The sequence below is a fragment of the Alteromonas sp. 5NW40-0090 genome, from assembly GCF_057552975.1.
Map to the genome: position 1 here is coordinate 58,243 of NZ_BAAJLT010000014.1, position 17,881 is coordinate 76,123.

Genomic DNA, 17,881 nt, shown 5'->3' on the forward strand with positions numbered 1-17,881 from the left:
TTCAACGTGTTTTCGTTTGTTGCTTAGTTCTTCAAAGCCCTGTAGAAAACATAAATATGATTGTTTAGACACACGAACCATTTTTGGTTCATGTGGTTATTTGCTGCACAGTATAACAGTATTTGCAGTAAAACATTGACTGTTATTATGGATTCTCAGCCTGACATCTGTATGTCACAAACACTCAGTATAAAAATGGGTTTTCGTTTTTGTTGCATGAGCGTTCAACAAAACAATGACATCACCAGTTACCTTACAAACCTATAAAGAGCAGGCATATGGATAGAAGATCGTTTATTAGGCTGTCGTCATTCGCAGGTGCGAGTATGGCAGTGTCTACAGGGCTAGCGGGCTGTACCGTTAGCACTTCAGCAAACAGCCAACCACAAACCAACGCAACCTTTACCCATGGTGTGGCCAGTGGAGACCCATTAAAAGACGCCGTGATTATTTGGACGCGCGCCGTGCCAACCCCAGGCTCCGGCCTAGCCAAAGCCAATATTTTATGGGAAATGGCAAGCGATGCTGATTTTGTCAACGTGGTAAGTAGCGGCATTGTTGATGCGAAAGCCACTCATGATTTTACCGTAAAGGTAGACGTAACTGGCCTTAGTCCGGCTAAACGTTATTTTTACCGTTTTAAAAGTGCCAACAATACCAGCCCCGTGGGTGAAACCCGCACGCTGCCTGAAGCCGATGTGTCTGACGTTACGTTCGGCATATTTTCCTGCTCTAACTACCCTGCTGGCTTTTTCACGCCATACATGGAGGCAGCGAAAAACGACAACATCGATTATGTATTGCACCTTGGTGACTACATTTATGAGTACGATGGAAAGGGTTATGCAACAGAGCATGCGAAAGAGATTGGCCGAACCTACGCGCCTGATAACGACACCGAGCTTTATACGCTAACCGACTATCGCAATCGCTATGCGCTGTATCGCACGGATGAAGGCTTGTTGGCATTACATCAAAACAAACCGTTTATTGTGGTGTGGGATGATCATGAAATTACTAACGACACTTACAAAGATGGCGCGGAAAATCACCAAGCGGATGAAGGCGATTTTTATGAACGTCGTGCTGCGGCCGTGCAAGCTTATTATGAGTGGTTACCTATACGCCCGCCCTTTGGCACTGAGCGTTTAGAGATTTATCGCCAGTTTACTTTTGGTAAGCTTCTTGACTTATACATGCTCGACACCCGCGTTCTTGCCCGCGACAAACAGCTTGAATACGGCGACTATCGCGATCCTGAAACAAAAGCGTTTGACCAAGCTGGCTTTATGAAAGATATCAGTGAGCCTAGTCGTGGGCTTTTAGGTGAAACCCAACGCAAATGGCTACATTCGTCTATGCAGCAAAGCCAAGCTAAATGGCAGGTGTTAGGGCAGCAACTATTAATAGGGCGCATGCTTTTCCCTGTATCGATATTTAACGGCGTTGAACGAAAAGCAATTCCTGTCCATGTACACAAACTTGCGAATATCAAACGCAAACAAAAGCAAGGTGGCGCACTCAGTGAACAAGAGCTTGCGCTTATTAATACCGTAATGCCATATAACCTAGACGCATGGGACGGCTACCCTATTGAACGGGAACAGGTGCTGATGCAGCTAAAATCTATCGGCAAGCCAGTTATTGCCCTTGCAGGTGATACACATAACGCATGGCATAACAAATTAACCCTGAAAGATGGCACAGAAGTGGGTGTTGAACTTGCCACACCAGGCGTAACGTCACCCGGTATGGAACATTACTTAAGCATGAATGGTGAAATGGCAGAAACGCTTGCCGATGACCTTCCACTTCTTATTGAAGATTTGCAGTACTGTAACCTTCACCAGCGCGGTTTTATGACATTGACGGTTAGTGAAGACAGCGCAACAGCCACTTGGCATTATGTGGATGCGATTTTAACCAAGGCTGGAAAAGTGGTTAGCACGCATAGCTTCGAGATTAAGGCATAGCGTTCGACAAACTTGTAAGCGTGTATAGGCTCTAGTCTATACACGTGATTTATTAAAAGAATCTTAAGTCTAGCGGCTCTGGCTGTTCGTGCGTTCCTATGCTTGTTCAATGTGGATGTCTCTTCATTTAAACGAGCACCGCATTAAGATGTAAAACGGAAACATTATACCCGTCCGCATAGATAAAAAAGCCTGGACTGAGCCAGGCTTTTTGCTTACCAGGGGACAAAAATTTAGGCGCTGACGCGTTTGCTCTGGCGCGCTCCCGTAGATGTTTTCTGACTGATTGCTCGCTGTAGGGCACTTTTTTTACTGGCATAGATAAATGCCGCAAAGCCAAAAGCAAACCACAATCCGGCAATGAGCCACTCGTTTGGCCACAGCAAAGCACCGTTACTGCCGGGCAAGTATAAGCATGTCATGCCTAACGCACCGAGCAGACCAACAACACCAAAAAACATACCGTAAGGTACTTTGTAAGGGCGTGGCATGTTCGGCTCGCTCTTACGAAGTTTGATAAATGATAGCGCGACAAACAAATACGCTAATACAAAACCGAGGCTACCCGCATTAGACACCCAGATAAGAAGCTGCTTACCAAAGAAAGGACCGATGCAGCCAAGGGCAGTAATTGTCCAGATGGCGTTAGTTGGCGTGCGATACTTTGGGTGTAACTGTGCAAAGAATGCTGGCAACATGCCTTCCCTTGCCAATGCATAGACAGCGCGACTTCCGCCAACTAAAAAACCGTTCCAGCTGGTGAGAATGCCTGCCAACCCGCCGATGATCAGCACTTGCCAGCCAATTTGCCCCCACGCTTTGCCCGCTGCATCAACAGCGGGGAGATTGGCCGCTGCCAAACCCTTACCGTCAAATATCATTGAAACGGAAAATATAACCGCGCAGTACCAGGCGGCGCCCGCTACCACAGCGACGACAATAAGTTTACCCAGTTTGGCTGCCGGCAAATTGATCTCGGAAGCAGCTTGTGGAATAACATCGAAGCCTCCCATCAGAAATGGCGCCATAACCATAACCGCGACAATAGAGCCGGTCACACTGTTAACAAAATAAGGAGACAAGTTATCGGCGTTACCCTCAAAGGTAGCACCGGTAAACAACATAACGCCGGCGGCTAAAATAACCAGCGTAACGAGAGTCTGAAATAGCGCTGCGGTTTTCACACCACGAACATTTAGCAGACCAATCACGATGGCACCAGCGGCACCCATTAGGCCGTAGGTCAAATATACATCGTTATTGGCGACGGTCCACAAGTAGCCTTGGTCTAATGGTCCTACGAAATATTCCGCTACCTGTGGCAACGCCACCGCTTCAAATACCGTAATTGACACATAGCCCAGTACCAAAGCCCAACTGCAAATAAATGCAGGCCAACGGCCAAAGGCACGCATACAGTAATTTTGAGCCCCGCCAGCCATAGGCATGGCAGCAGCAAGCTCTGCGTACAAAAGCCCAATGACAACCAGTATTGCACCTGCGGCCAAGAAGCCGCCGATAGCGCCCATGCTGCCAGCCACACTGATCCATTCACCAACCAGCACTACCCAGCCCCAGCCAATCATGCAGCCAAATGCCAGTGCCAATGTATCTTTTAATCCGAGTTCTTTATCAAGCGCAGTGTTTTTTATTGTCATTGCAATCGACCCCCCTGCTTTTATTCTTTTACCTAGCGGACAGAGCAAACCATACATGTTACCGACAAGATGGTTTGCCCTGTGAAATACCGTTGGTAAAATTGAAAATTAAATCTCTGTTTTAAACGTCAATCCGAACATGCGAGGACTACCTACTTGCCCAGACAACACACCGGCACTTCCAGAGGTCAGAATTTCAGTGAAGTATTCTTCGTCGGTCAGGTTTTTCACCCAAAAGCTGGCTTCCCACCCTTCATCTGACTCCACACCAATCCTAAAACCGGTAAGCCCGTACGCTTCCTGACTCACTGCCTTTAAGTTATCAAGTGAAAAGAAAACATCATCTTGATAGGTGTAGTCAACTTGCGCATAGCCATATAGCCCGCCGCTTAAGTCATGAAAATAGCGGGCAACGACGTTGTAAGTAAACTCTGGCGTGTTTGCTGGTGTAGCGTCGGAGTAAGACAACAGTCCAACTTCCGCATCAACACTTGCATCGGTATAACCCGCGCCAGCGATAATCTCTAAATTATCCGTAGGCAGCCAGTTCGCTTCAATTTCAGCACCTTTTACACTGGCTGAGCCAGCATTGAAAATGGTGTAGCGACCGTCAGGTAAATCAGCGAATAACTGCATATCGTCATAGTCGTAGTTAAACACTGCCGCATTTAATCGAAGGGTATTGTCCAGAAGCGTGGACTTAACGCCAAACTCAACCGCATCAATAAATTCAGGCTCGGCAGAGCTGTGATCGCCTTGCGTTGCCGCCCAGAAGCCGTTCCATACGCCTGCTTTGTAGCCGTGACTAAAGTTACCATACAACAACACATCATCGCTTAACACGTAGTCCAGACCCACCTTATAGGTTAACTCGGTTGAACTAATTTCTTCGTCGTCTACAAGAATTGGCGTGTCTACGGAAAAGAATGTCACATCGCCAGTGAAATCATCATCTAAATTGACGACTGTTGTGCCACCATCAAACGAAATTTCATCTCTTGTGATACGCGCACCTGCAATCAGCTTCCACTTGTCGGACAGCTGAGTTTCAGTGTGCAAGTAAGCCGCAATACTGGTGGTGTCTTGGGTAAAATCGACCTGCACATCGTGATTTACGCGGTCAGTGTAACCATAGAGGTCGAACACTTCTTGGGTATCTTGGTAGTACATCAAACCAGTGATCCAGTCCGTTTTTCCGGCCAGTGGACGGGCAGATGTGAGACGAAGCTCTTGACTAAACACATCAATATCATTGCTGTATGACGTATCACCTATGCGAAATGGGCTACCGTCAAAATCTTCTTCGGTGGTTTTATCAAGGGTTTCAAATGCAGTGATTGAAACAAATGAGAATGCATCGAAGTCAAGGGTAGCATGAGCTAGTGCGCCGAAACTGTCGCTTTCAATCACCGGCTCTTGACTGAATTCCCCTTCACGCACATCGGTATAAGGGTCGTAGTAACCTACACGGTTAACACAGTTGCTGTTGTTAATGAACGCGTTGATGTCATTATCTGCACGACTCAAACAATTATTGCGATACTGCTGCCCATTAACGCCTGGCAACTCTGGTGCTGGGCCTGTTGGGTTATCGAGAGCGCTGCGCCCTATCCCTACCCATGGCTCGTTTTCGCTGCGGTCGCGGCCGCCATGCAGATTGACGTATAGCTCTCCATTGTCTAAATCAAATAAGAAACCCGTACGTACTGCGAATGCATTTACCCTTCCTAGATCTCGGTTTGAGTCATCCAGACGATTGGTGAATGTTCCTTCACCTTGATAGAGCCACTTCGCAGAAACTCGTGCTGCAACGTCCCCGGTTAAAGAAAACGATTTAGCAATTTCAGCATCGGCCGATTCGTAATTACCCACGCCAATTCTGGCATAACCGCGACCGTCGTGATCGGGTCTTACAGTGGTAAAACTGACTGCCCCTGCCGTTGTGTTACGCCCAAAAAGCGTACCTTGGGGCCCTTTAAGTACTTCTACACGTTCAGTGTCAAAGACAGAAAAGCTCATCATGGTGTTGGTTGGCAGGAACAACTCGTCAACATAAACACCTACTGGGGCAACACTATTTGAAGTAAACGCGGCATTACCTATGCCGCGGATAGTAAAGATGGGCGCTGATTTATTCAGTACATTTTTAACATTTAAGTTAGGGGTATGAACTGCAATATCAATTGGCTCTTGGATACCCAGCTTTTCCATTGATTTTTGATCAAAGGCGGTAACAGCCACAGTCACGTCCTGTACGCTTTGTACACGCTTTTGCGATGTGACTTGAATAACTTCTAACCCGCGAGACGGTTCTTCTTCTGATTCTTGCTGTGCTATTGCGCTATTACTTGTTGCCATTGCTACGCCACAGGCAATCGCAGTGCGCCAGAAAACATGTTTTCCCATTTTCATTATGTGGTTCCTCCAACAATTCACTTGTTTTTATTTTTCGGGCAACTGGCGATTATTATTTTTTGCATCCGGTAACGGGCATCAAGTGGCTCGTTTTTGTTTTCCGGATATAGTTTACCCGCTATCCAAACTAGCGTTACCACTCGCAGTAAACAATGGATAAAAATTATCCACCCCTGTGAATTAAATTCACAGACTTAGACAAAGCAGGAGGTGCACGTCTTATTTAAATTTCCAATTGGTAATTTGGTCTGATCAGCTGTGCAGCGCACGCATGATCCACTCTTCAAACAACCTCACTTTAAGCGGAAGATAAGCATCAGGTTGGCGCAAAATATAATAGTTATGCGGCTCATCGAGCGGCTTGTTCATACACTGAACTAATTGTCCATTTTTAATGAACTCAAGGGTTTCAAAACTGTTTGCCAACGCGATGCCATAGCCCTGGGAAGCGGCGGCGATAGCCTGGCTAGTATTAGAGAAATAGATATTATTAGCGGGGGTGCGACGCGCATTATACTGCTCTAACCAACGAGGCCATTGACCATGCCCTTCGTGGATCAAGGTGTGTTCGACTAATCGTTGAACGCTGATATTGTGACCGATTTTATTGAGCAATGTGGGGCTGCACACAGGAAAAAGCGGGGGTGAGACCAGCATGCTCACCTGCCGTTCATCTTCTTGAGGTTTGCCGTAGCACAACGCAATATCGATGTCCTTGGGTACTTGAGTTTGCATTGCGTCGATGACCGACACTTGAATGGTGATGTTAGGATAGTGCTCGCTGAACTCACAAATGTGTTTGGTTGCCCAGCATGTCGCCATTGTTTGAGTACAGGCTATATGCAAGGTCCCGCTCATCTTATCGCGACTTAGATGGCGCGCGCCGTCAGCGATTAAATCAAAGCCGTCGCGTACTGAGTCATACAGACTGATACCCGCAGCCGTTAGCGCCATTCTATTATTGGCCCGTGAAAACAGGACCACGCCGAGCTGCTCTTCCAGTGCTCTTATCTGATGACTTATAGCACCGTGGGTAACGCCCAGTTGTTCACCGGCCTTACCCAAATGCAAGGTTTGCGCTGCTGCTTCAAACGCCCTTAACGCCGAAAGAGGAAGTTTCCGCCTGTCCATTTTGCTTCTCGCTGTTGGTCATTTATGCCGATGGAATTTTTCTCACAAAATACTATATTTTGTGAGAAAAAATAACAAGCATGCAAACTATCATCAACATTGAGAAGTGCGCAAATCAGGCGAAAAAGGCTCCTGTTATAACCGGTTGGCAGTTACAACGTTTTGCGTTCTTTTTACTGCAGGAACGTTTAAACGCTTGCCTGCTCGGTAAACAGTGTTGTGAACTTGTCCAGACCTTCTTCAAGCACTTGGGAAGTAATGGTAAGCGCAGGCAAAAAGCGGATAACATTACCGTAATAACCACACGCAAGCAGCACCAAGCCGTGCTTTGCTGCATTGGCAATAAGCCGCTGTGTCAGGTGTGTATTCGGTTTGTCTGCATCGCCATCTTCACAAAGCTCTAATGCAATCATTGCTCCCTTGGCGCGAACCTCACTGATAAGCGCTGGAAATTGCGCCTTAAGTTCGTTCAATCTTGCCAAGAAGGTTTCGCCAATGGTGTTTGCACTGCTGATTAACTGCTCTTCTTCAATAATATCTAGCACCGCAAGCGCTGCCGCACAGCTTACCGGCGAGCCACCGTATGTTCCGCCAAGTCCACCTGGGTGTGATGCATCCATAATATGTTGTTTGCCAACGACAGCAGCTAACGGGAAACCACCCGCGATGCCTTTTGCCATGGTGATGAGGTCTGGCTCTATGTCGGCATATTCAGTGGCAAACATTTTACCTGTACGGGCAAAGCCAGACTGAATTTCATCGCTGATCAATACGATACCGTGCTCATCGCACAGCGTGCGAAGCGCTTGCATGAATTCAACCGGTGCTGCGTAAAACCCACCTTCACCTTGAACCGGCTCTAGAATAATAGCGGCCACATCCTGCGCGGGAATAGTGGCTTTAAATAGGTTTTCAATACCTTTAAGCGCATCTTCAACGCTGACGCCATGCAGCGCATTAGGGTAAGGCGCATGGTAGATATCACCCGGGAAAGGACCAAATAAATTTTTATACGGCGTTACTTTACCGGTTAACCCCATCGTCATATTAGTACGACCATGAAAACCACCGTTGAACGCGATTACACCGCGGCGTCCGGTGTGAGCACGTGCAATTTTCACGCAGTTTTCGACGGCTTCAGCACCTGTGGTCACAAAAATTGCGCGTTTTTCGCTATCGCCCGGTGCAACAGCGTTAAGTTTTTCAGCCAGTTCAACGGCCACTTCATACGGATTTACCATGACACAGGTATGACTAAACTTATCAACCTGCTTTTTCACAGCTTCAACAATTTTTGGGTGGCTGTGCCCAGTGTTACACACTGCGATGCCGGTACCGAAATCGATGTATCGATTACCTTCCACATCCCACATTTCCGAGCCTTGTGCACGTTCAACGTAAACTTGATAAGCATTGCCCTGACCGCGGGCAAACGCCTGTACTTTTCTTTCTTGTAGTGATTGATTTTTCATTGCTTTACCCTCTAACTGCTTAAATGCCGCCCATGCACAAATATTTAATTTCTAGATAATCTTCCAAACCATACTTGGAGCCTTCACGACCATTGCCTGATTGTTTAACACCGCCAAATGGCGCCGCAGCGTTTGAAATAGCGCCTTCGTTTATTCCAACCATGCCAAATTCAAGCTGCTCGGCTACACGCCACACTCGGCCGATATCGCGGCTGTAAAAATACGCGGCAAGCCCATACTCACTGTCATTCGCTTGGGCGATGACTTCACTTTCCTCGTTGAATCGCAATATGGCTGAAACTGGCCCAAAGATTTCATCTACGGCCAGCGGCATTTGCTGTGTTACCTCGGTGACAACCGTAGGAGCAAAGAAATTAGAGCCATTTTGTGGCGCACCGCCAAACACGACTTTTGCGCCCTGCTCGACTGAATCATCAAGTAATCGCTTTACGCCCTGCACCGCTTTTTGATGGATAAGCGGGCCAATATTTACCCCTTCATCCAGACCGTTGCCCACTTTAAGCGCGCTGACTTTGGCAATGAGTTTTTCAACAAACTGGTCATGTACACTGTCGTGCACGTAAATGCGGTTTGTGCATACACATGTCTGCCCGGCGTTGCGGTATTTCGACACGATGACACCGTCTACGGCGGCGTCTATATCCGCATCGTCAAAAACGATAAACGGCGCATTTCCGCCAAGCTCCATGGACACCTTTTTCACGCCATCTGCGCACTGAGCAATGAGGGTCTTACCTACACCGGTTGAACCCGTGAAGGTAAATTTCGCCACGCGGGGATGCTGGGTGAGTACCTTACCGATATCGGAAGCCTGCGTACCTGTGACTATGTTCAACACGCCTGCGGGTATTCCGGCTTGCTCCGCCAGCTCGGCCATGGCCAGTGCTGACAAGGGAGTTTCGGAGGCTGGGCGAACCACAAAAGTACAACCTGCCGCAAGTGCAGCGGCGGCTTTACGTGCGATCATGGCATTCGGAAAGTTCCAAGGTGTGATCGCAGTCACAACACCCACGGGCTGCTTGATAACAACGACACGTTTATCTGGAGACGGCCCCGGAATAGTATCGCCGTAGACCCGTTTAGCTTCCTCTGCAAACCACTCAACATACGCAGCACCATATTTGATTTCGCCGATAGCCTCAGCCACAGGCTTACCCTGCTCAAGCGTTAACAAATGACCCAGCGTGTCTGCATGCTCAATCATAAGGTTGAACCACTTTCTTAATAGCGATGCGCGTTCTGACGCGGTGGTTTTTGACCAGCTTTTAAAGGCTATATCTGCTGCTTCGATTGCCGCCAGTGCATCGTCTTTTGTCGCATCTGCCACACAGGCCACCAGTTCACCCGTCGCCGGATTATTGACATCAAACGTGTGCTGGCTAGCTTGCCATTGACCATTAATGTACGAGCCATTTTTAATGAGCGCTTGTAACGCGTGGGGTTGCATAATCAGATCCTTAAAACCAAGGGTGCCTGAGGCACGGCGTTAAACTTTAAATGCAGCATAGCCCCACGATACTTTTGCTTATATAATTGTTTATCATTATTCACTTTTGAATTTGCAAATGTATGGGTAAAAACAAAGCGATACTGGCTGGAAATTTGACTGATTTGGATATTCGACAGCTAAGAATATTTTTAGCGGTCGTTGAAGCGGGTGGGTATACCGCTGCTGAATTAACGCTTAACTTGGCAAATTCCACTATCTCTAATCACATCTCTAATTTAGAGAAGCGTCTGGACATGAAGCTGTGTGAACGAGGGCGCTCCGGTTTTCGTTTGACCGAGCAAGGTGAAGTGGTGCACAACGCGACCCGCAACCTGTTTAACTCAATGGAAGCGTTTAAACAGGTGGTAAACCAAAGTCACGAACAAATTCTAGGCAGCTTAAATCTGGCATTGGCTGAGCATATTCCTGGGATCCATAACGGGGCAATCGTTCGTGCACTAGAGTCTTTTTCCGACAAAGCCCCTAAAGTGTCGTTGAGTCTGTCGACTATTGGCTCAGATGAAGTGGAAGAAGCCGTATTACAGAGCCGAGCCGATATTGGTATTACGGTGCTATCACGTTCAAACAGTGCGTTAGACGCAACACCGTTGTTTCGTGAGACCATGCACTTATATGCGTTGCGCCACCACCCGTTACATCAACACGCAAAGTTAACTGTTGAGCAAGTCCGCGCCTATGGGATTGTTGAATCTCCCCGTATGGTGGTGGGGCGCGAGCCTGGTGACATTCATCAAAACTGGCCAATCACTGCACGGGCCCACCAACAGGAATCCCGCATTGCCCTAGTGTTAACCGGTAAGTACATAGGCTATCTGCCAGAGCACTTTGTTTCCATGTTGGGCTACAGCGATAAACTGCAGCCGCTGCTACCTGACGTGTTAAGCTACACCAATGATTATCATGCCATCAGAAAAAAGCCACTGGCTAACCAACGTATAGTGAACTTGTTTATGCAGGAGCTTCAGGATAACTGACGTCATTAATTGTGTTCACTTACATTGATGGGTACGACGATTTTACGAGGTGCATAGAAGCGCTTGTTTAACTAAGCGCTTCTATTACAGGCGTATCTAAAACTCGTAGTAAACACGCACACCGGCAATGCGTGGCATGCCGCGAACAAAGGTAGGAATACCCAAGCCTCCGCCTGTGTTACCCGCATCAATCAAGAACTCTTTATCAAACAGGTTGTTCACATAAAACTCGTAAGCAAACTTACTGTTGTCTTGAAGCAGCTTCACCGATACATCAGTAAGCGAATAGGTATCTTGGGAAAGGCCAGGGTAATTACTGCTTTCAAAGAACACTTCAGACTGAAAGCTGGTGAGCCAGTTCACATCAATGTCGAAACTACTCATGTTGAATACTTTGTTGATGTTTATCGCGCCACTCACCTCTGGCGCTAAGCGGAACTTATTGCCGCCGTATTGGAATTCAGACCCATCAGCAGTACTGTCAGCAAATTCAGCATCAAGGAAGCCAAGGCTTGCTGTTAACGTGAGTGTTTCGCTGTAGTTATAGGTCGCCATGCCCTCAATGCCCGACATGGTCGAGTCGCCTACCGTTACAGTAATAGACTGCAAGGTTTCCGCATCGGTAAAGCTTTGCTGATAATCGCTGTATTCATAGGTAAAAATAGCGCCTGAGAACAGGAAGTTGGCGCTTTGGTATTTAACACCCAGATCGTAGCTATCCACAATTTCAGCTTTTGTGACGTTAACGCCACCCGCATTAGCATCCACAACCGGTGAACGTCGGCCCTTGGCGTAGTTCGCGTATAAATTCCAGTTGTTGTTAACGTCATAGCTTACCGCGAAGCGTGGCAGAGTATCGTCAAAATCGCGCTCGGCATCGAAGGTAAATGCACCGTCTGCAGTGGTAAAGGTATTTCGCGTATAGCGAGTTTCATCAATGTAGCGAACACCAGCAGTAACATTAATATCGTCGGTTACATAATAAGAAACTTCAGCAACATAAGATGCAATGTCTAGCTCAGCTTCAAAGGTAAACGGCCCTTGAATCAAAATAGGTGGCAATGCAGGGTTTGAAATAGGCGAACCATCTTCATTAAACAGCTGAGACACCAATATTGCACGCAGGGCTTCTATTTCCTCTAGCGATGCGTTGGTCGCTATATTTTGATTGAGCGGAATATTAGAACTAGCCTCTAGCTGTGCTTTTACCGCATCAAACGTACCGCGTATAAAAGGGCCTACCATCACATAGTAGGGCAAAATCGAATCGTCTTGAGTAATGGACGCACCTACAAACGCGGCCAATTTATCACCCGAGTCATACACTAAACGCATCGATGCACCTTGTAACGTAGCATCGTTATCAAAGTAAGCATCTTGAATTCTAAGCGCAGATCCATCAGCATCGAAACCTTCGCTTACTTCTACATCTTTATAGTAGGCATCGGCGTGTAGGCTAAGCATTTGGTTGAAATCGTAGTTTACGGTTAAATCATAAGCTTGAAGCGTACGCTCAATACCTAGCTCACTGCCTAAGCTGAACTCAGCAGCGGTAAAAGGGCTAGTATCTCCACCATTAGGTGCGATAGAGCCAGATTTGAAAGCGATGCCCGGCTGGTCGTTGTATTCCATTGCTGCACGCGCAATGATTTCTAACTTCTCATAGCTTGCAAGCCAAGTTGCACGAAGTGCTTGAACTGATACCCCCTGAAGATCTTCACTATTGCAAGGTACTTCTTCACCCAGGTGGTTGTACATATTTGCATTGCCATAGTAAGAGTCAGCACTACAGGCGTTATTTTCTACAATGCCGTCCATTTCTCGGTAAAGCCCGGCAATACGGAAACTGTGATTGTCGTTAATAGGCTGGTTATACATAAACTCAACTTCTTGGCCTTCTTCTGAGTTATAGCCAACCTGTACCTTACCCTCCTGTTCAAAGGTAGGAAGATTGGAGTGAATGCTTACCGCGCCATTGGCAGCAGCCACACCAAATAGGGTCGGCTGTGGGCCTTTTAACACTTCAACGCGGGCGATATCGTAAAGTGCGACACTGGCTACGGTTTTCTTACTGATATCAAAGCCATCTTGATATACCGATATACGAGGCGTTGCCGATACCGACGACACATCATCGGTGACACCGCGAATATTAAAAGACGGTAAGCTTACGGCCTGCTCTTGAATTTGAACGTTAGGCAAAATACGAGATAGCTCATCAAGCTCCATAATATTGGTGCGTTCTAGAAACTCGCTGCCTATAACATCCATGGTAACAGGCACATCCATTACGGACTGCTCTCGCATTTGAGCGGTTACCGTAATTTCTTCTATATAGTCAGTTTCGTTTGCAGTATCAGGCGCGACTTCTTGTGCAATGGCTGCGCTTGATAAAGCAAACGCAATCGTTGTAGCAAGCAAAGAGCGTGAATAGACCGGTTGTGGGTACAGAGGGCGCATCAAATCATTCCTTTCGTGTGCTTAGTGGGTGTTTTATGTATTTTTTGTAAGCGTTTCGCCGATAGATTGGCAACATTGCTTACCTTTTAGAATTATCGAAGCAAAAGAATGTAGAGCGCTTTTGAGACGGTTCGATGAAGTATAAGTTACAAATGAAAGGCAATTTTGTGACAGATATATGCCATTCGAAAAATCTACGCCGCGATAAATGGCATAACAAAAAACGCCCCTTTGAATCATAGAGCAAACTAAGTACACTCATTCCACGTAGGACAGAAATAACATTTAACTAAAAAGCGAAATGGAGACTGCAATGAAAAAACTAATGATGGCTACGGCTATTGGCGCTGCAACCCTTTTAAGTGCGTGTAGTGCAGAGCATGGCACTACACAGTGTACGACTGCACCTGAAGCTGAATGGCAGAACCAAGATGCGTTTCAGGCTCAGCTATTAGCGCAAGGTTACAAAATTAACGAGTTCAAAGTAACGGGCGGCAACTGTTACGAAATCTATGGTTTTGATAAAGAAGAGAACAAAGTAGAAATTTACTTTAACCCTGTCGATGGCAGCATTGTTAAGAAAGAAATGCACTAAGTGTGTTTTAGCAAGCCATGTATAAATGCTTGCTTCAATACTTGATAGAAACGCTGCAAACTATTGCAGCGTTTTTTGTTTTACCTTGAGAAAGTCACATAATGCACAAAGCTAAAGACACAGGTTCAGATATTTATATTTGGGATTGGGTAGTGCGCGTATGCCACTGGGGCATTGTTGCAAGTTTTATCACCAACTACTTTATTGTAGAGCCGGGCCGGCTTTACCATGAAATAGCAGGCTATGTGGGTGTAGCGCTCATATCTATACGCGTTATTTGGGGTTTATATTCGCCCAATTCCAACATAAAGGGATCCGCTGCTTACGCTAACTTCTCCACTATTTCGCTAAGCAAGCAGGCCTTTAGAGAGCATATTCAGCACCTAAAGCATAAACAAATCCCAAGTGCTCATGGTCACAATCCTTTTGGCTGGCTAATGATAATGGCCGTTATCACGCTCCTGCTGGGTTTAGGTATTACCGGTTTTATGATGGAAGAAATAGATGCCATGTTTGGTAATAGTACGCTGGAATGGATACACAGCATTATGGCTGATGTTCTGTATGGTTGCGTGCTAGTGCATGTCGCTGCAGTGTTTGCTGTGCAATATATAGGAAATACTCAATTAGTTCGCCCTATGCTTACTGGCTGGCGTAAGCGCTAAGCCCCCGCAAACTATCTTAATCATTTAGGCGTTTGCTATCGATTACGTACCACTAACCTTTAGCTATCTAAAGGCCGCTTTGCTTCACGCACTGCTTTCGGGTGCATTAATTTTTCTAAGCGAGCCAGGTATGAAGCTATTTGCTGGTGCTGTTTTTTATCATTGGTCACAGAGTTATAAAGCCAGTGGTAGGCATCTTCATAGTCGTAAGGGCTACCATGACCTTCTAAAAACAACTCAACCAAACGAATCTGCGCTTTCAGGTTTTTAAGTGCGGCCGCTTCTCGCAAATACACCACCGCACGCGCTTTATCCTGCTGCACAAGCGTGCCTTTTGCGTAATATCGTCCAAGCTGCTCTAGTGCTGCTGGCAAACCTTGATTCGCGGCGTCCTCCATATAGCCAATACCGCGAGAAGGTTCAGCATCTACGCACACGCCCCACGCCAGCATGTCCCCCCATAAAAACTGGTAGGCCGGCACTTTTAATACATCCGCACGGGCTTCAATGTCTTGAACAAGCTGACATCTGTCTTCTACCACTTTGTCTAGGTGAGTATTAGCGTTAATCATGTCGATTAACGCGTCTTGGCTATAAAGCTGAACAGCGCGAAGCTCTTCGATAGTTTCCCCTTCAAGAGCATGAGCGGAAAAAGCCGTCGCAGAGGCACAGATAAATAAGGCTGTGGTTAGAATACGTTTCATAGCAAAAGAGTATGTGTTAGTTACCATGTCTTGGTTAAGGTATCGGCTAATTATAGATTATCTTAACCAAGACATGGTTATCTTTACACATGGACGCTATAAGCGGAGGCTAGCGGCGAATTGTTTTCAGCTTTGACGCGGTCCACCCGCATTCAATCTAACGCCAGCCTCTTAAGATCAGTGGCTACTTTTTCGTGGGCACATGGCCGATTGGATATGGCGGGCGTGATCGGCTAGGTCAATGCCTAAATCAGTTAGGTAACCACCGTCTGGCTGGGTGATTAGGCCTTTCGAGTACAGCCTGGACGCTGCATTCACCATGCTTTGGCTCGCGTCGTGATGAATTTTCAAACCTTGAAGCAGGCTGTCTGTGGGAAACTTCAATAACAAATTTAATTCGTCTAGCATGTCCTGATCGAATGAGCTCATGTAACCACCTTAGGCAAAAGGGTTATAAGGGGTTTAGCACTGTGCTTGCTGAAACTTTTCAGCATAGAACTTTGGTCCAGAACCTTTCCCAAGCACTTGCATAAAAGCACTAGGAGCGAAAGCCTAGACTAAAGCGCATACATCAAAGCGCTATCCACCTTAGATTTGTTAATATTTTTAACGCTTTCCTATATCACACCCAAATTGCACCTCTGTAAAGCGTAATTTAACTAATATTGTCAAGAAAAACCTGCGAGCGGAGCGAGGAAATGTTGCTGGCCAGTTCACCTGTAAAACGTTTAATCATGTAAACACAGCGCTTACTGATCGGACTTTGGCGCTAAATAGTATATTCTTGCCATAAATTGAGTTTGTGGATGCACCTGCACTGATGAAGTACAAAGATTTACGCGACTTTATTCGCCAGCTAGAAGCTAAAGGTGAATTGGTACGCATTAGCCAGCCGATTGATACCGACCTTGAAATGACAGAAATTGCTGACAGGACCTTGCGTGCCGGCGGCCCTGCACTGTTGTTTGAAAACCCTAAGAACCACAACATGCCGGTACTGGCCAATTTATTTGGTACGCCAGAGCGCGTAGCGATGGGCATGGGCCAAGAGTCTGTTGAAGCACTGCGTGAAGTAGGCAAGCTACTGGCTTATTTGAAAGAGCCAGAGCCGCCTAAAGGACTAAAAGATCTTTGGGAAAAGCTGCCAGTATTTAAGCAGGTGCTTAACATGCCTGCCAAAGTCCTAAAAAAAGCCCCTTGTCAGGAAGTGGTGCTTACCGGTGACGATGTAGACTTGTCAAAAATTCCGGTTCAGCGCTGTTGGCCGGGTGACGCTGCGCCTTTGGTAACCTGGGGGTTGAGCGTTACAAAAGGGCCGCATAAGAAGCGCCAGAATTTGGGGATTTACCGTCAGCAGGTTATCGGTAAAAACAAACTTATTATGCGCTGGTTGTCACACCGTGGGGGCGCCCTTGATTTTCGCGAGTGGTGTCAAACGCATCCGGGCGAACCCTACCCTGTATCTGTAGCGCTTGGTGCAGATCCAGCCACTATTTTAGGCGCGGTTACTCCTGTTCCAGATACCCTTTCTGAATATGCTTTTGCAGGCTTACTTCGCGGAGATAAAACCGAAGTGGTTAAGTCTATTAGTAACGACTTACAAGTACCTGCCAGCGCGGAGATCGTGCTTGAGGGCTATATTGCACAGGATGAAACTGCGCCTGAAGGCCCTTATGGCGATCACACCGGTTACTACAATGAAGTCGATGACTTCCCTGTATTTACCGTTACTCATATAACCCATCGCAAAGATCCAATCTATCATTCAACTTATACAGGCCGTCCCCCAGATGAGCCAGCTATATTAGGTGTGGCGCTAAACGAAGTGTTTGTGCCTATTTTGCAAAAGCAGTTCCCTGAAATTGTCGATTTCTATTTGCCGCCAGAAGGCTGTTCTTACCGCATGGCGGTGGTTACCATGAAGAAACAATACCCAGGTCACGCTAAACGAGTGATGATGGGCGTGTGGTCTTTCTTACGACAGTTCATGTACACAAAATTTGTGATAGTGTGCGATGACGACGTTAATGCCCGCGACTGGAACGATGTTATATGGGCTATTACTACCCGTATGGACCCAGCCCGCGACACGGTAATGATAGAAAATACACCTATCGATTACTTGGACTTTGCGTCCCCCGTTTCAGGGCTAGGCTCTAAGATGGGAATGGACGCGACCAACAAGATGCCGGGTGAGACCGATAGGGAATGGGGCGTGCCCATTGTGATGGACGAAGACGTTAAAAAACGCGTTGATGATATTTGGGACAGTCTTGGTATTATGTAGCGACTCGATGTAGCGC

13 protein-coding genes are annotated in these 17,881 nt (G+C 46.8%); 5 read left to right on the forward strand and 8 right to left on the reverse strand.

All coding sequences use genetic code 11. The annotated features are described in order from the left end of the window. Positions 1-278: 278 nt before the first annotated feature. Complete coding sequence (locus AC27KT_RS16990) at positions 279-1,973, forward strand: alkaline phosphatase D family protein (protein ID WP_487131924.1); 1,695 nt, start codon at positions 279-281, stop codon at positions 1,971-1,973. 233 nt (positions 1,974-2,206) lie between these two features. On the opposite strand, the gene AC27KT_RS16995 is transcribed toward AC27KT_RS16990, so the two are convergent. The 5 genes from AC27KT_RS16995 to AC27KT_RS17015 form a co-directional block, all read right to left on the reverse strand. Next, complete coding sequence (locus AC27KT_RS16995; protein WP_487131926.1) at positions 2,207-3,631, reverse strand: APC family permease; 1,425 nt, start codon at positions 3,629-3,631, stop codon at positions 2,207-2,209. Positions 3,632-3,739: 108 nt separating this feature from the next. Beyond that, positions 3,740-6,043: a TonB-dependent receptor gene (locus AC27KT_RS17000; RefSeq protein ID WP_487131928.1), complete on the reverse strand. Its 2,304-nt coding sequence runs from the start codon at positions 6,041-6,043 to the stop codon at positions 3,740-3,742. A 255-nt stretch (positions 6,044-6,298) separates the two neighbouring features. Next, positions 6,299-7,177 (reverse strand): LysR substrate-binding domain-containing protein, encoded by an 879-nt coding sequence (locus AC27KT_RS17005; RefSeq protein WP_487131929.1) that lies wholly within the window; start codon positions 7,175-7,177, stop codon positions 6,299-6,301. A gap of 188 nt (positions 7,178-7,365) precedes the next feature. Next, positions 7,366-8,649 (reverse strand): 4-aminobutyrate--2-oxoglutarate transaminase, encoded by a 1,284-nt coding sequence (gene gabT / locus AC27KT_RS17010; protein ID WP_159580134.1) that lies wholly within the window; start codon positions 8,647-8,649, stop codon positions 7,366-7,368. Between the two features lie 19 nt (positions 8,650-8,668). After that, positions 8,669-10,117, reverse strand: a complete 1,449-nt coding sequence (locus AC27KT_RS17015) for an NAD-dependent succinate-semialdehyde dehydrogenase (RefSeq protein ID WP_487131931.1) — start codon at positions 10,115-10,117, stop codon at positions 8,669-8,671. A 122-nt stretch (positions 10,118-10,239) separates the two neighbouring features. On the opposite strand from AC27KT_RS17015, the gene AC27KT_RS17020 reads away from it, so the two are divergent. Continuing rightward, a complete protein-coding gene (locus AC27KT_RS17020; RefSeq protein WP_487131933.1) occupies positions 10,240-11,154 on the forward strand; it encodes a LysR family transcriptional regulator in 915 nt (304 codons plus the stop codon). A gap of 96 nt (positions 11,155-11,250) precedes the next feature. Here the strand turns inward: AC27KT_RS17020 and AC27KT_RS17025 are convergent, their stop codons facing one another. Further along, on the reverse strand, positions 11,251-13,614 hold the full coding sequence (locus tag AC27KT_RS17025) for a TonB-dependent receptor (protein ID WP_487131935.1): 2,364 nt from the start codon (positions 13,612-13,614) through the stop codon (positions 11,251-11,253). A 313-nt stretch (positions 13,615-13,927) separates the two neighbouring features. Here AC27KT_RS17025 and AC27KT_RS17030 point away from each other — a divergent pair, with 313 nt between their 5' ends. Together AC27KT_RS17030 and AC27KT_RS17035 are read left to right on the forward strand one after the other, a co-directional pair. Beyond that, positions 13,928-14,209, forward strand: coding sequence for a PepSY domain-containing protein (locus tag AC27KT_RS17030; RefSeq protein ID WP_014950922.1), 282 nt, complete (start codon positions 13,928-13,930; stop codon positions 14,207-14,209). Positions 14,210-14,310: 101 nt separating this feature from the next. Further along, positions 14,311-14,874 (forward strand): cytochrome b/b6 domain-containing protein, encoded by a 564-nt coding sequence (locus AC27KT_RS17035; RefSeq protein ID WP_487131938.1) that lies wholly within the window; start codon positions 14,311-14,313, stop codon positions 14,872-14,874. Between the two features lie 59 nt (positions 14,875-14,933). Here the strand turns inward: AC27KT_RS17035 and AC27KT_RS17040 are convergent, their stop codons facing one another. Continuing rightward, positions 14,934-15,578 carry a tetratricopeptide repeat protein gene (locus AC27KT_RS17040; RefSeq protein WP_487131940.1) on the reverse strand — a complete coding sequence of 215 codons (645 nt, stop codon included), beginning with the start codon at positions 15,576-15,578 and terminating at the stop codon, positions 14,934-14,936. 177 nt (positions 15,579-15,755) lie between these two features. After that, positions 15,756-16,007, reverse strand: coding sequence for a TIGR02647 family protein (locus AC27KT_RS17045; protein WP_014950925.1), 252 nt, complete (start codon positions 16,005-16,007; stop codon positions 15,756-15,758). 391 nt (positions 16,008-16,398) lie between these two features. Here AC27KT_RS17045 and ubiD point away from each other — a divergent pair, with 391 nt between their 5' ends. Then, positions 16,399-17,865: a 4-hydroxy-3-polyprenylbenzoate decarboxylase gene (ubiD, locus tag AC27KT_RS17050; protein WP_474872530.1), complete on the forward strand. Its 1,467-nt coding sequence runs from the start codon at positions 16,399-16,401 to the stop codon at positions 17,863-17,865. Positions 17,866-17,881 lie beyond the last annotated feature (16 nt).

Bases quoted from the DNA above. Each gene is read 5' to 3' on its own strand.
- AC27KT_RS16990 (WP_487131924.1), top strand. From the start codon at position 279: ATGGATAGAAGATCGTTTATTAGGCTGTCGTCATTCGCAGGTGCGAGT.
- AC27KT_RS17000 (WP_487131928.1), bottom strand. From the start codon at position 6,043: ATGAAAATGGGAAAACATGTTTTCTGGCGCACTGCGATTGCCTGTGGC.
- ubiD (WP_474872530.1), top strand. From the start codon at position 16,399: ATGAAGTACAAAGATTTACGCGACTTTATTCGCCAGCTAGAAGCTAAA.
- AC27KT_RS17035 (WP_487131938.1), top strand. From the start codon at position 14,311: ATGCACAAAGCTAAAGACACAGGTTCAGATATTTATATTTGGGATTGG.
- AC27KT_RS17045 (WP_014950925.1), bottom strand. From the start codon at position 16,007: ATGAGCTCATTCGATCAGGACATGCTAGACGAATTAAATTTGTTATTG.
- AC27KT_RS17015 (WP_487131931.1), bottom strand. From the start codon at position 10,117: ATGCAACCCCACGCGTTACAAGCGCTCATTAAAAATGGCTCGTACATT.
- AC27KT_RS17005 (WP_487131929.1), bottom strand. From the start codon at position 7,177: ATGGACAGGCGGAAACTTCCTCTTTCGGCGTTAAGGGCGTTTGAAGCA.
- gabT (WP_159580134.1), bottom strand. From the start codon at position 8,649: ATGAAAAATCAATCACTACAAGAAAGAAAAGTACAGGCGTTTGCCCGC.
- AC27KT_RS17030 (WP_014950922.1), top strand. From the start codon at position 13,928: ATGAAAAAACTAATGATGGCTACGGCTATTGGCGCTGCAACCCTTTTA.
- AC27KT_RS17025 (WP_487131935.1), bottom strand. From the start codon at position 13,614: ATGCGCCCTCTGTACCCACAACCGGTCTATTCACGCTCTTTGCTTGCT.
- AC27KT_RS16995 (WP_487131926.1), bottom strand. From the start codon at position 3,631: ATGACAATAAAAAACACTGCGCTTGATAAAGAACTCGGATTAAAAGAT.
- AC27KT_RS17020 (WP_487131933.1), top strand. From the start codon at position 10,240: ATGGGTAAAAACAAAGCGATACTGGCTGGAAATTTGACTGATTTGGAT.
- AC27KT_RS17040 (WP_487131940.1), bottom strand. From the start codon at position 15,578: ATGAAACGTATTCTAACCACAGCCTTATTTATCTGTGCCTCTGCGACG.